Origin of the sequence: Buchananella sp. 14KM1171, from assembly GCF_041380365.1 — a bacterium.
GTDB classification, from domain to species: domain Bacteria; phylum Actinomycetota; class Actinomycetes; order Actinomycetales; family Actinomycetaceae; genus Buchananella; species Buchananella felis.
On the sequence record NZ_CP159981.1, the window covers coordinates 1443302 to 1455796 of the forward strand.

The window sequence follows — 12495 nt, forward strand, 5'->3', positions numbered from 1 at the left end:
TGGCCAAGATCGCAAAGGTAAAGAGCGTTTCAAATGCTGGCCGAACTAGTCTCAAGCGGGCGCACTGTGCCAAACTCTTCCCGGCGCCGAAGACGACCCGGGTCCTGCGGCAGCGCAATCGGCCACAGAACGCGGACCGGCTGGGTGCAAGTTTCAACTAATGCTCCGCTGGTTGGAGCCTGTGAGAAGGGACAGCCCATGCACCAGTTGCTGCAGGGCGTATATGACACGGTCGTCTCCCGCAACAAGGGAGAGGTGGAATTCCACCAGGCCGTCCACGAGGTGCTCACCTCCCTGAGCCCCCTAATCGAAAAGGACCCCCACTACGCAGAGGCCGGCTTGATCGACCGGATCGTCGAGCCCGAGCGCCAGATCATCTTCCGCGTCCCCTGGGTGGACGACCAGGGCAACGTGCGCGTCAACCGCGGCTTCCGCGTCGAGTTCAACTCCGCGCTCGGCCCCTACAAGGGCGGCATCCGCTTCCACCCCTCCGTCAACGGCGGCATCATCAAGTTCCTCGGCTTCGAGCAGATCTTCAAGAACGCCCTCACCAACCAGGGCATCGGCGGCGGCAAGGGCGGCTCCGACTTCGACCCGCACGGCCGCTCCGACGCCGAGGTCATGCGCTTTTGCCAGTCCTTCATGACCGAGCTCTCCCGCCACATCGGCCCCAACACTGACGTGCCCGCCGGCGACATCGGCGTGGGCGCCCGCGAAATCGGCTACATGTTCGGTCAGTACAAGCGCCTGCGTAACTCCTACGACGCCGGCGTGCTCACCGGTAAGGGCCTGGCCTGGGGCGGCTCCCTGGTGCGCACCGAAGCCACCGGATACGGCGCGGTGCGCTTCGCCAAGAACATGCTCGCCACGCGCGGCGAAGACCTAGAGGGGCGCCGCGTGGTGGTCTCCGGCTCCGGCAACGTGGCCATCTACGCCACCGAGAAGGCCCAGGCGCTCGGCGCCAAGGTGGTGGCTCTGTCTGACTCGGCCGGCTACATCGTGGACGAGGCCGGGGTAGACCTGGAGCTCGTCAAGCAGATCAAGGAGGTCGAGCGCGGACGCATCAAGGAGTACGCCGAGCGCAAGGGCGGCTCCGTCCAGTACGTGGCCGGCGGCTCCATCTGGGACGTGCCTTGCGACGTTGCCATCCCCTCCGCCACGCAGAACGAGCTGGACGGCGCCGCAGCCGCCACGCTGATCAAGAACGGCGTTGTTGCCGTCTCTGAGGGCGCCAACATGCCCTCCACCCCGGAGGCCGTAGAGGCCTTCCAGGGTGCCGGCGTGCTGTTCGGCCCCGGCAAGGCCGCCAACGCCGGTGGCGTGGGCACCTCCGCCCTAGAGATGCAGCAGAACTCCTCCCGCTCCCGCTGGTCCTTCGAGACGGCCGAGGCCGCGCTCGACGCGATCATGGACGACATCCACGACTCCTGCGCCGCCACCGCAGAGGAGTACGGCCGCCCCGGCGACTACGTGCTGGGCGCCAACATCGCCGGCTTCAAGCGCGTGGCTGACGTGATGCTGGCCCACGGCGTGATCTGACCCGTCGGGTTAAGCCTGGCGAAGGCTGGGGTTGGGGGCGCGGTGCCGGTGAGCACCGCGCCCCCGCGCTGTTCCCGCGCTGTTCCCGCGCTGTTCCCGCGCTGGGGCGCGTGGGCTGTACCGGAGGCGCGTTGGCTGGGCTGCTAGGGCGAGGCATCCGGTTTAGACGTTTGGTGGTGAATCTAGACGTTCGGCGGTGAATCTAGACGTTTACCCGGTCGCGAACGTCGAGTTGAGGAGGCGAACGTCGAGTTGAAAGATCGAACGTCGAGTTGAGCGCCGGCCCGGCCGGGGTCCTAAGCCCTCGCGGCGGTGAGCCCGGCCGCCGTGGCCGCAGCCACGGCGGCCTCCACCAGCTCCGGGTCCGTGTAGTCGAAGGAGGCTGGTCCGCCCCCGGGACCCGCTGAGCCGGCGTCCGCGCGCACCGCCCGGCAAGATAGATGAGCACTGGGAACCCCCGCTGCCGCCAACGACGCAAAGTCCTGGATCTTCACCCCGCCACCGGCCTGGATCTCCACCCCCGATTCGACCCCGGCAAGGGCCAGCTGCCCCAGCACCTCCAGTCCCTGGCCGCTGGCCGGGGCCCCGCCGGAGGTAAGAATGCGCGCGAAGCCCAGGCCCGCGCAGGCTGACACGATCTGGCCGGGGGAGTGGGACTGGGCTGCGAGGGCGACGTCGGCGGCCCGGTGCAGCGTAATCGCCACGCCGGCATCCTCCGCACGGGCGGCGGCGGCGATCCGCTCCAGGGCCGGCAGGTCCAGGGTGTCGTCGGGCCGCAGGGCCCCGATCACCACGCCCACCGCGCCCGCCCGCACGCACTGGGCGGCCTCGCGGGCCATCTGCTCAACCTCCTCGGCGCTGAACACGAAGCCCCCGCCGCGCGAGCGGATCAGCACGTGCACGTCGATTCCCTGCGCCGCGCACAGCTCCACTGCCGCAGTAGACGGCGTGAGCCCGCCAATGCCGAGCGCGGTACACAGCTCCACCCGATCCGCTCCCGCGTGGGCCGCCACGCGCGCGCCGGCCGGGTCCTGAACAGCGATCTCGATAGCCATGGCGCCAGTATGCCGTGTGGCCACCCGCCCACGACTCGGAAAAGGGTGTCCTAGATCACATCGAGTGCGTATATTTGAAGAATGTTCCTCACCGTTACGCCCAACCCGTCCCAAGACCAAACCCTTGCCCTCGCCTCGGCGCTGGTGCCAGAGGGAGTCCATCGAGTTGTCGACTCAATCAACCAGCCTGGCGGCAAGGGCATAAATGTGGCCCGCGTGTTGGCCAGCGCAGGTTTGCCAGTAACGGCACTGCTCACCTCCCCAACCGTTCCCGCCGGGCTAGGCCAGGCCCCGGCAGCTACCTCAGACCCCGTGGTGGAGGGGGTGGCGGCGCTCGGGCTGGACTACGCCCTCTCCCCGGCCGCAGGGCCCGCGCGCATCAACATTGCCCTGACCTCGGCAGACGGCAAGACCACCAAGATCAACGGCGCCGGCGCCCCGTTCACCCCGGCGCTCAGCGCCGCCCTGTCCGCCGCTATCGAGCAGCGCCTGCTCGGCCTGGACTGGCTGGTGCTGGCCGGCTCGCTGCCCCCGGGCATGGAGCCGGACTGGTACGCGGGCGTGGTGGAGACTGCCCGGGCGGCGGGCGTCAAGGTGGCCGTCGATACCTCCGACGAGCCCTTGGCCGCTATCGCCCTCCGCCTGCCCCAGGCAGCCCCGCACCTGATCAAGCCAAACAGCGAGGAGCTGGCCCAGCTGGCTGACGTGGACGGCACCGAGCTGGAGGCGGCTGCCCAGGCCGGTGACCCCCTGCCGGTGGCGCGCGTGGCCTCCACCCTCATCGAGCGGGGAGTGGAGACGGTCCTGGCCACACTGGGTGGGGCCGGCGCGGTGCTGGTGACCGCGCAGGGCGCCTGGTTCGCCACCAGCCCCGACATCACGGTGGCCTCCACCGTCGGCGCCGGCGACTCCTCGCTGGCCGGCTACCTGATCGCCCTTTCTCGGGGGGACGACGCTCCCGCCCGCCTGTCCGCCGCCGTCACCTACGGCGCTGCGGCCGCCGCCCAGCCCGGCACCGGCCTGGCCACCCCCGTGCTCGCGGGCCAACTGAGTACGGAGGTGACCCAGCTGTACTGACCCCGCGCGCCCCTGCGGCGCGCCCGCCGGGTTCCCCACCGGCTTTCGCAGCTGCCAGCTGCATCCCCTTCGCGCTTCGGAAGCGCAAAACGTCCCACCTAGGAAGGCATCAGCCATGTCCCAACCATTGATCAGCCCTGAACTGGTGGTGCTGGACGCACCATTTGGGCCCACCAAGCTGGAAGTGATCGACGAGCTCGCCAAGGTCGTGGCGGCAACCGGCCGCGCTGAGGCGGCCGGGCTCGCCCGAGACGCCCGTGCCCGCGAGGGAATCACCCCCACCGGCATACCGGGCGGAATCGGCATCCCGCACTGCCGGTCGGCGGCCGTGAACACGGCCTCGCTCGGTTTTGCCCGGCTGGCCCAGCCGGTGGACTTTGGTTCCAAGGACGGCCCCGCAGACCTGGTGTTCCTCATCGCCGCCCCGGACGGCGCAGACGACGCCCACCTCAAGCTGCTGGCCAAGCTGGCGCGCGGCCTGATGAAGAAGGAGTTCACCGGCGCGCTGCGCTCGGCCACCTCCGCCGAGGAGGTGGCGGCCATCGTCACCGCCCAGGTGGAGCCCGAGCGCGTGGCCCAGCCGGCGGGCGTCGAGGCCGGTGCTGCCGCGATGGCGGCGGGAAGCGGCGCGGCAGCGTCGTCCACCCCGCAGGCGGGAGGCGGCGACGGCAGGCTGCGCCGCATCGTGGCCGTCACCGCCTGTCCCACCGGCATCGCCCACACCTACATGGCCGCCGAGTCCCTGGAGCGAGCCGGCAAGGAGCTGGGCGTCGAAGTGGTGGTGGAGACGCAAGGCAGCGCCAAGGGAGATCGCATCCCGGCGGAGGTGATCGCCGGGGCGGACGCCGTCATCCTGGCCACCGACGTGGGCGTGAAGGGCAAGGAGAGGTTCGTCGGCAAGGCGGCCGTGGTCAGCGGCGTCAAGCGCGCGATCAACGAGCCCGAGGTGATGGTCAAGGAGGCCCTGGCCATGGCCGACGACCCGAACGGCTACCGCCTGCCCGCCGAGGGCGCGGCCGGGGCGGGTGCTGCCGAGGTCAAGCCGGAGACCAACGCCGGTTGGGGCACGCGCCTGCGCCAGATCCTGATGACCGGCGTGAGCTACATGATCCCGTTCGTGGCCGCCGGCGGTCTGCTGATCGCGCTCGGCTTCCTGCTGGGAGGCTACGACATCACCGACGTCGCCGACCAGGTGGTGGCCGAAAACAGCTTCGCCAACCTGCCCGAGGGCGGGCTGATGATCTACTTGGGCGCGGTCTTCTTCAAGATCGGTGCCATAGCGATGGGCTTCCTGGTCCCTGCGCTGGCGGGTTACATCGCCTTCGCCATGGCGGACCGGCCCGGCATCGCCCCCGGCTTCGTGGCCGGATCAGTGGCCGTCGCCGTGGGCGCCGGCTTCCTGGGAGGTATCGTCGGCGGTCTGCTGGCCGGTGGAATCGGCCTGTGGCTCTCCAGCTTTAAGCCCCCGCGCTGGCTGGCCGGCCTCATTCCGGTGGTGATCATCCCGCTGCTGGGATCCCTGGTGGCCGGTGGGTTGATGTACATGGTGCTGGGGCGCCCGCTGGCAGCCCTCATGACGGCGCTGACGAACTGGCTGAACTCTCTGGACGGCGCCTCAGTAGTAGTCCTGGGCGTGATCCTGGGCCTGATGATGTGCTTCGACCTGGGCGGTCCGGTCAACAAGACCGCCTACACCTTCGCCACCGCGGGCCTAGCCGCAGGCGACGCCGCCTCCTTCCGCGTCATGGCTGCGGTCATGGCCGCAGGAATGGTGCCGCCGCTGGCCATGGCGCTCGCCACCGCCGTGCGAGGCAAGCTCTTCAGCGCGGTCGAACGAGAGAACGGCGCAGCCGCCTGGCTGCTGGGTGCCTCCTTCATCTCCGAGGGCGCCATCCCCTTTGCCGCAGCAGACCCGCTGCGCGTCATCCCCTCGATGATGCTGGGCGGTGCCGTCACCGGTGGACTGTCCATGGCCCTGGACGTGCAGTCGCGCGCCCCGCACGGAGGCATCTTCGTGTTCTTCGCCATCGATAGTGCCGTGTTCTTTGTGCTCGCCATCGCGGTGGGCGTGGTGGTTAGCGCGGCGTCCGTGCTGCTCCTCAAGGGCATGAAGAAGAAGGCCTGACCGCCGATCGGAGGCGGGCTTCCCGGGCTCCGGATAAGTAAGCGGGAGCGCCCCGTGACGACGCGCGGCAAGACCGCGTGGACGCCCCGGGGCGCTCCCGGCTGACCATTCTCAGGTGTCAAGGGCGAGATTAGGCAGATTGCACGTTCAGTTTTCCCTAGGCACCGAGGACGGCTAGCTGCCCTGCGCTTGCGCCTGCGAGTTGGTGAGGAAGGAATCCAGGTCCGTAATGCTCTGCACGATGCGTCGGTAGGCGCCCGGGAAGTAGGTGGAGTGCGTCTTCTTCACTGTCTCGAGAGAGTCTGAGCCAATCAGGACGATGTCCATCCATGGCTGCTCCCTGTAGTACTGCTCCGCTGCGCGATAGGCGGTGACAGCTTCGTCAGTGTCAGAGTCAAACTCCTCTTGTTTCAAGAGTTGATCTGCCTTGCGGTCATAGATCAGTAGGAACTGCTTCAGCGTTGAGGACACCTTGATCACCCCTCCCAAGTTCGTCAACTATAGATGAAATCAGCGCTTCAGTCTCTGTGACGTATCTTCTGATTGTGTGTATGTGGGGCTGGGAGCTCTCAAGTTCAGACACGAGGCGTGCAACCTGCGCGAGAGAGCGATGTACGGGGGAGTCGCCATCCTGCTTGTAGTTGGTACCGAACTGTTGGCTGAGTGCTTCCACCATCTGAGCGAAGCTGTGCGCAAGCGGTGAGCGCAACTGGATTTCGATGGGTCTACCTTGCTCTTGGACCACGATATGGATCGAGCGATAGCCCGACGGGCGGGGCTCCTTGTAGTAGTCGTTTGTGCGTAGCACCCGGCTAGCCCAATGGGATAGGACAGCTTGTTCCAGGGTCCGTACCTGCGGCAAGCTGTCCAGAACTACCCTGCAGCCGCCGATGTCCTGCATTCGGGAAAGGTCTAGGCCGCGCTCCCTATTGGAGATCTTGTCGATGATCGTTTCAGCTCGCTTGAGGCGTGAGGATACCTGCCCGGCCAACCCGTGCTCGCTGAGTAGGGTGACCAGGCCATCTGTCACCCGTCTCATTGGTTCGGTGAAGCAGTTTCTGTAGTTCGTGATCACTTGCATCTGAGAGCTTTCCTTGACCTGCTCAAGTGAGACGCCGCTTTGAATGGCGGTGCGGACCCACGACCCGGCCTTGCGAACTGCACTCTTGGACGGTTGCTCCATGCCGACGAGGTTAGCGAAGAGCACCAACATCTAAGTGAGGGCGGGAGGACCGATTGTCCGGCCCTTCGAGCACTCGGCCGCCGGGCCGTTCTCGCGCCCGCCCGGTGGGGTCTTTCGCCTCGATCGGTGTCTCTCCGGCCGGGTGGGCGTGAGAGCGCGGCCCAACGCGGATATCCTCAGCCCATGCCGCCTCGTCGTCGCATTGACCCCGCTGCGGGGGAGCGCGCCTATCGACTGGCCTTGCAGGCGCTGCGCCCCCAGGCCGGCGCCCGCGCCACTGCGGCGCCCGCCCCCGCCGCCACCCAGGCCGAATCCACCACCGCCCCCCAGGCCGAGGCCACCTGCGTCCCCCAGGCCGAATCTGCCGCCGCCCATGTGCCTGCCCCCGCCGCCCAAGCGCTCATCCCCCCGCCGGGCCTCAGCGTCCCCGGCCTGTCCCGCCCGGACCTGGCCACGGCCGTGCGATTCGCCCTGGAGGAACTGGCCAGCCGCGCCCCGGGCGGCAGCGTCGAGCTGCGCGTCCCGCCCTTCGGGGTCACCCAGCTGATCGAGGGCCCGCGCCACACGCGCGGTACGCCCCCCAACGTGGTGGAGACGGACCCAGTGACCTTCCTCTGCCTGACCTCGGGTCACCTGGCCTGGGCCGACGCCACCGCCACCGCCCGCCTGCACGCCTCCGGCTCTCGGGCGGACATGGCCCCGTTCTTCCCACTTTCTGGATTGGAGGCGCGATGAGCCTGCACCGCCTTGCCCCCGGCGCGGCCGCCTCCCGCCGCGTCCGCCGCGCCCTGGATGCGCTGCGCCAGGAGAACGACGTCCCGCCCGCCTTCCCGCCCGACGTACTCGCTGAAGCGGAGGCCGTGGCCCGGGCCTGGGAGAAATTGGACTGGGGCGAGCCGAACGAGCCCGCCACGCCCGAGCCCGCCACGCCCGAGCCCGTCACCCCCGGGCCCGCCACGCCCGGGGAGGGTGGCCCCGCAGGCCGTCCCCCGCAAGACTGCGCCGGATTCGCTCCGCTCCCGCTTCCCCCGCAAGCTGTTGCCAGGGCCCGGGCCAGCCTGCCCGGCCGCGTCCCGACCCTGGATCTGCGCCAGCTCCCGCTTGTGACGATAGACCCGCCGGGCTCGCGCGACCTCGACCAGGCGGTGCACATAGAAAGGGCGTCGGAGGGACGTCGGCCAGAACGTGGCGCCGCTAACCGCGCAACTGAACCGGGCGGCCAGGCTGCGTTCGTGGTGCACTACGCCATCGCCTCGCTGGCCACGTTCGTTGCGCCTGGTGGGCCGCTGGATAGGGAGGTGCGCGCCAGGGCGTTGACGGTCTACGCGCCGGACTTCGCTACCGCGCTGCACCCGCCGGTGCTCAGCGAGGGCGCCGCCTCCCTATTGCCGGGCAAAGACCGACCGGCTTACGTCTGGCGATTCGAGCTGGACAGTGCGGGCCAGGTTATTGCCATGGACCTGCGCCACGCCTTGGTGCGCTCGCGCGCCCAGCTCTCCTACGGGCAGGTGCAGCACGCCCTGGACACGGGCGAGAGCCTGGAGGCTGCCCCGGAGCTGCCCCAGTTACTGCGGGAGGTGGGCACTCTGCGCCGGGCAAGGGAGTTGGAGCGGGGCGGGATCTCCCTGCGCACGCCCTCCCAGGAGGTGGAGCGGGTGGAGGGCGGTTACCGTCTCACCTACGCCGCCACGCTCCCCGTGGAGGAGTGGAATGCCCAGATCTCGTTGCTGACTGGCATGGAGGCCGCGCGGATTATGGGCCAGGCGGGGGTGGGCATCTTGCGCACCTTGCCACCGGCGGGCCCGGAGGAGATCGCCCGGCTGCGCTTGACTGCCCGCGTGCTGGGCTTGGAGTGGGACCAGGAGCAGAGTTACGCGCAGTTCGTGCGCGGCCTGTCGTCCCACATTCCCGCCCACGCGGCCTTCCTCACCGCCACCACGACGCTGTTTAGAGGCGCCAACTATTTGCCCTTTGGTGGTCCCTGCCCGCCACTGCCGGTGGACGACGCTGCCGCGATCACCCACGGCTCGATCGCCGCCCCCTACGCCCACGTCACGGCGCCGCTGCGTCGCCTGGTGGATCGCTTCGGGCTGGAGGCCTGCCTGGCGGCGGTCGAGGGGCGGCCGGTGCCGACCTGGGTGCTGGAGGCGCTGCCGGCCCTGCCGGCCCAGATGGCGGCCGGTTCGCGGCGTGCCCGCGCGGTGGACTCCGGGGCGGTGGCCGCGCTGGAGGCGCTGGTGCTGGAGGGCCAGGAGGGGGCCACCTTCCGGGCGGTGCTGCTGGAGGTGAACCGCGACTCCACGCAGGGCGTGGCCATGTTGGCCGAGCCCGCCGTGATCATCCCCGTCACGGGTAGCGGCCTGGCTGTGGCCAGCGAGGTGGAGGTGCGCGTGACCGGGGTGGACGTGCCGGCTCGTAAGGTGACGGCTAAGGTCGTGTAGCCCCCTCGCGTCACCCCAATCCGTCGGGTGGAAAAACGTGGCCCAGATCCTGACCTGGTGTTTGGAAACCGGGCGTCGGGTATGAAACGATTTACTTGTGATGAGACCGGATGGCACCCTCACCGTAGAGCTCGACCCCACCGAGGGAGGGCAGGACGAATGCGGAGTATTCGGAGTCTGGTCGCCGGGTGAGGACGTTGCCCAACTGACTTACTACGGTCTTTTCGCGTTGCAGCATCGCGGCACCCAGTCCGCCGGCATCGCTACCTCCGACGGCTCCAACATCATCGTCTACAAGGACATGGGGCTGGTTTCGCAGGTGTTCGACGACAAGGTGCTGGGGACAATGCCCGGTCATCTCTCGGTGGGGCACGTCCGGTACGCCACGCAAGGCCCGGACCGGTGGGAGAACGCCCAGCCCATGCTGGGGCCCACGGCATCCGGCACGCTGGTGTTGGCCCACAACGGCAACCTCACCAACACGCGCACGCTGATGCGGATAATTCAGGAACGCTTTGGCGAGGACCTCACGGGTGAGCTTGGGCGGGGCTCCTCCACAGACACCGCAGTGCTTGCCTCGCTGGTTGGTGGCGTTTCTTTTGCTCAACAGCAGGCCGCTGAGGCGGGCGCTGGCGGGGACGACGCTGCCGCCCAGGCCGGTGGCTCAACTGGTCAGATTCTGGCCGGCGGGAGCGAGGACGGGGCGGGCGGAACGTCGGCCACCCCGGGGGCGAGCGTGGGGGACGCGGCAGTAAAGCCGGTGGAGGGCGTGCAGATCACCTCCGCGTGCGCGCCGCGCCGCATCATCCCCGCAGGGGCGCTGCGCCACCAGCTGCTGCCGGCGGTGCGGGAGGTGCTGCCGATGTTGAACGGCGCGTTTTCGCTGGTTTTCATGGACGAGACCACCCTGTACGCGGCGCGAGACCGCAACGGCGTGCGCCCGCTGGTGTTGGGTCGGCTGGAGCGGGGCTGGGCGGTGGCCTCAGAGACTGCGGCGTTGGACATCATCGGGGCCACGTTCGTGCGGGAGGTGGAGCCGGGCGAGATCATTGCCATCGACGAGGACGGCGTGCACAGCGAGCACTTTGCCCCCTCCAACCCCAAGGGGTGCGTGTTCGAGTACGTCTACCTGGCCCGCCCCGACACGGTGGTGGCCGGGCGCTCCATCCAGGCCTCCCGCCTGGCGATGGGCGAGCTGCTGGCGCGCGACTACCCGGTGGACGCCGACCTGGTGATCCCCACCCCGGATTCCGGCACGCCCGCCGCGATCGGCTACGCGCGCGGCTCCGGTATCCCCTACGGCATGGGCCTGGTGAAGAACGCTTACGTGGGCCGCACCTTCATCCAGCCCACCCAGACCATCCGCCAGCGCGGCATCCGCTTGAAGCTCAACCCGTTGCGGCACGTGATCGAGGGCAAGCGCCTGGTGGTGATCGACGACTCGATCGTGCGCGGTAACACCCAGCGCGCCCTGGTGCGCATGCTGCGGGAGGCCGGCGCCAAGGAGGTGCACGTGCGCATCTCCTCCCCGCCGGTGCTGTGGCCGTGCTTCTATGGCATCGACTTCGCCACCCGCGCCGAGCTGATCTCCGCCGGCATGGACGTGCAGCAGGTGTGCGAGTCGATCGGCGCGGACTCCCTGGGTTACCTGTCCCTGGAGGCGATGGTGGAGGCCAGTGGCCAGAGCGAGGACCAGCTGTGCACCGCCTGCTTCACCGGCGAATACCCGATCCCTGTGGAGGGCGTCACCGACGGCACCTCCACCCACGAACCCGTGGTGCTGCCCCGCCGCACCCGCATGCCCAGCGCCTACCGAGGGAGCAAGTAAATGACCGAGCCGTTGAGCTACCGCAGCGCCGGAGTGGACACCGAGGCCGGGGACCGCGCCGTCGAGCTGATGAAGGCGGCGGTGGGGCGCACCCACGGTCCGCTGGTGGTGGGCGGCCAGGGTGGCTTCGCCGGCATGGTGGACGCCTCCGCGCTGCGCGACTACTCGCGCCCGCTGCTGGCCACCTCCACCGACGGCGTGGGCACGAAGATCGCGTTGGCGCGCGCCCTGGACATCCACCATACGATCGGCCAGGACCTGGTGGCGATGGTGGTGGACGACGTCGTGGTGGTGGGTGCCACCCCGCTGCTGATGACCGACTACATCGCCTGCGGCCGCGTGGTGCCCGAGCGCATCGCGAACATCGTGCGCGGCATCGCCGAGGCCTGCGAGGAGGTGGGCGTGCCGCTGCTGGGTGGCGAGACCGCCGAGCATCCGGGCGTGATGGAGCCGGACGACTACGACATCGCGGGCGCCGCCACCGGCGTGGTGGAGGCCGACGCGGTGCTGGGCCCGCAGCACGTGCGCGAGGGCGACGTGCTGATCGCGCTGCCCGCCTCCGGCCTGCACTCCAACGGCTACTCCCTGGTGCGCAAGGTGCTGGAGGTCAGCGGCACCCCGCTGGAGCGCCACGTGGAGGAGTTCGGCCGCACCATGGGTGAGGAGCTGCTGGAGCCCACCCGCCTCTACACCCGCCCCTGCCTGGACCTGATTGACGCGCTGGGTGGCACCACCGGAGCCTTGGTGGACGACGCTGCCGCCGGCCGCGCCGCGATCGGTGGCGTGCACTCCTTGTCGCACGTGACCGGGGCCGGTCTGGCCGCGAACGTGGCCCGCGTCCTGCCCACCGGGCTGGCGGCCGTGATCGACCGGGGCACCTGGGTGGTGCCGCCGGTGTTCGACGTGCTGGGCCGCCTGGGCGGGGTGAGCTGGGACGACCTGGAGGTGACCCTGAACCTGGGCGTGGGCATGGTGGCGATCGTGGCCCCCGAGCACGTGGACGCTGCCCTCGCGGCGGCGCGCCGCGAGGGCAGCGAGCCGTGGGTGCTGGGTGAGGTCTACACCGAGGAGGGCGCGGCCCTGCGGGCGCCCGAGGCTCGCGTCACCACGGGCGCCAAGGGCGTCACCGGTGGCAGCGTGCGCATGGTGGGCGCCTACCGGACGGCCTAAGGTTGCGCAGACCCGGGCTGAGGGTGGGGGGGTGCGTGGGACGCACCGCCCCACCCTTTTGAGTCCGCCGGGCCGCC

The 12495-nt window shown here is 69.5% G+C and carries 10 protein-coding genes; 7 read left to right on the forward strand and 3 right to left on the reverse strand.

The features are described 5' to 3' along the window. The first annotated feature begins 198 nt into the window (after positions 1–198). A complete protein-coding gene (gene gdhA / locus ABYF38_RS05635) occupies positions 199–1539 on the forward strand; it encodes an NADP-specific glutamate dehydrogenase (protein ID WP_371151422.1) in 1341 nt (446 codons plus the stop codon). 296 nt (positions 1540–1835) lie between these two features. On the opposite strand, the gene ABYF38_RS05640 is transcribed toward gdhA, so the two are convergent. Continuing rightward, positions 1836–2594, reverse strand: coding sequence for a copper homeostasis protein CutC (locus ABYF38_RS05640; protein ID WP_371151423.1), 759 nt, complete (start codon positions 2592–2594; stop codon positions 1836–1838). Between the two features lie 81 nt (positions 2595–2675). Here ABYF38_RS05640 and ABYF38_RS05645 point away from each other — a divergent pair, with 81 nt between their 5' ends. Together ABYF38_RS05645 and ABYF38_RS05650 are read left to right on the forward strand one after the other, a co-directional pair. Then, complete coding sequence (locus ABYF38_RS05645; protein WP_371151424.1) at positions 2676–3671, forward strand: 1-phosphofructokinase family hexose kinase; 996 nt, start codon at positions 2676–2678, stop codon at positions 3669–3671. A gap of 115 nt (positions 3672–3786) precedes the next feature. Continuing rightward, complete coding sequence (locus ABYF38_RS05650; RefSeq protein WP_371151425.1) at positions 3787–5796, forward strand: PTS fructose transporter subunit IIABC; 2010 nt, start codon at positions 3787–3789, stop codon at positions 5794–5796. Between the two features lie 174 nt (positions 5797–5970). Here ABYF38_RS05650 and ABYF38_RS05655 read toward each other — a convergent pair whose 3' ends face one another. Together ABYF38_RS05655 and ABYF38_RS05660 are read right to left on the reverse strand one after the other, a co-directional pair. After that, complete coding sequence (locus ABYF38_RS05655) at positions 5971–6210, reverse strand: hypothetical protein (protein WP_371151426.1); 240 nt, start codon at positions 6208–6210, stop codon at positions 5971–5973. Between the two features lie 19 nt (positions 6211–6229). Next, entirely contained in the window at positions 6230–6979 is a 750-nt protein-coding gene (locus tag ABYF38_RS05660) for a RelA/SpoT domain-containing protein (protein ID WP_371151427.1), read from the reverse strand. A gap of 183 nt (positions 6980–7162) precedes the next feature. Between ABYF38_RS05660 and ABYF38_RS05665 the strand changes: the two genes are divergently transcribed. From ABYF38_RS05665 to purM, 4 genes are all read left to right on the forward strand, one after another. Continuing rightward, positions 7163–7714: a sterol carrier family protein gene (locus ABYF38_RS05665; RefSeq protein WP_371151428.1), complete on the forward strand. Its 552-nt coding sequence runs from the start codon at positions 7163–7165 to the stop codon at positions 7712–7714. Continuing rightward, a complete protein-coding gene (locus ABYF38_RS05670) occupies positions 7711–9420 on the forward strand; it encodes an RNB domain-containing ribonuclease (protein ID WP_371151429.1) in 1710 nt (569 codons plus the stop codon). The genes ABYF38_RS05665 and ABYF38_RS05670 overlap by 4 nt, the downstream gene beginning before the upstream one ends. 100 nt (positions 9421–9520) lie before the next feature. Further along, positions 9521–11248, forward strand: coding sequence for an amidophosphoribosyltransferase (purF, locus tag ABYF38_RS05675; RefSeq protein WP_371153001.1), 1728 nt, complete (start codon positions 9521–9523; stop codon positions 11246–11248). Next, positions 11249–12418, forward strand: a complete 1170-nt coding sequence (purM, locus tag ABYF38_RS05680; protein ID WP_371151430.1) for a phosphoribosylformylglycinamidine cyclo-ligase — start codon at positions 11249–11251, stop codon at positions 12416–12418. The last annotated feature ends 77 nt before the right edge of the window (positions 12419–12495 follow it).

Bases quoted from the DNA above. Each gene is read 5' to 3' on its own strand.
- gdhA (WP_371151422.1), top strand. From the start codon at position 199: ATGCACCAGTTGCTGCAGGGCGTATATGACACGGTCGTCTCCCGCAAC.
- ABYF38_RS05640 (WP_371151423.1), bottom strand. From the start codon at position 2,594: ATGGCTATCGAGATCGCTGTTCAGGACCCGGCCGGCGCGCGCGTGGCG.
- ABYF38_RS05645 (WP_371151424.1), top strand. From the start codon at position 2,676: ATGTTCCTCACCGTTACGCCCAACCCGTCCCAAGACCAAACCCTTGCC.
- ABYF38_RS05650 (WP_371151425.1), top strand. From the start codon at position 3,787: ATGTCCCAACCATTGATCAGCCCTGAACTGGTGGTGCTGGACGCACCA.
- ABYF38_RS05660 (WP_371151427.1), bottom strand. From the start codon at position 6,979: ATGGAGCAACCGTCCAAGAGTGCAGTTCGCAAGGCCGGGTCGTGGGTC.
- ABYF38_RS05665 (WP_371151428.1), top strand. From the start codon at position 7,163: ATGCCGCCTCGTCGTCGCATTGACCCCGCTGCGGGGGAGCGCGCCTAT.
- ABYF38_RS05670 (WP_371151429.1), top strand. From the start codon at position 7,711: ATGAGCCTGCACCGCCTTGCCCCCGGCGCGGCCGCCTCCCGCCGCGTC.
- purF (WP_371153001.1), top strand. From the start codon at position 9,521: ATGAGACCGGATGGCACCCTCACCGTAGAGCTCGACCCCACCGAGGGA.
- purM (WP_371151430.1), top strand. From the start codon at position 11,249: ATGACCGAGCCGTTGAGCTACCGCAGCGCCGGAGTGGACACCGAGGCC.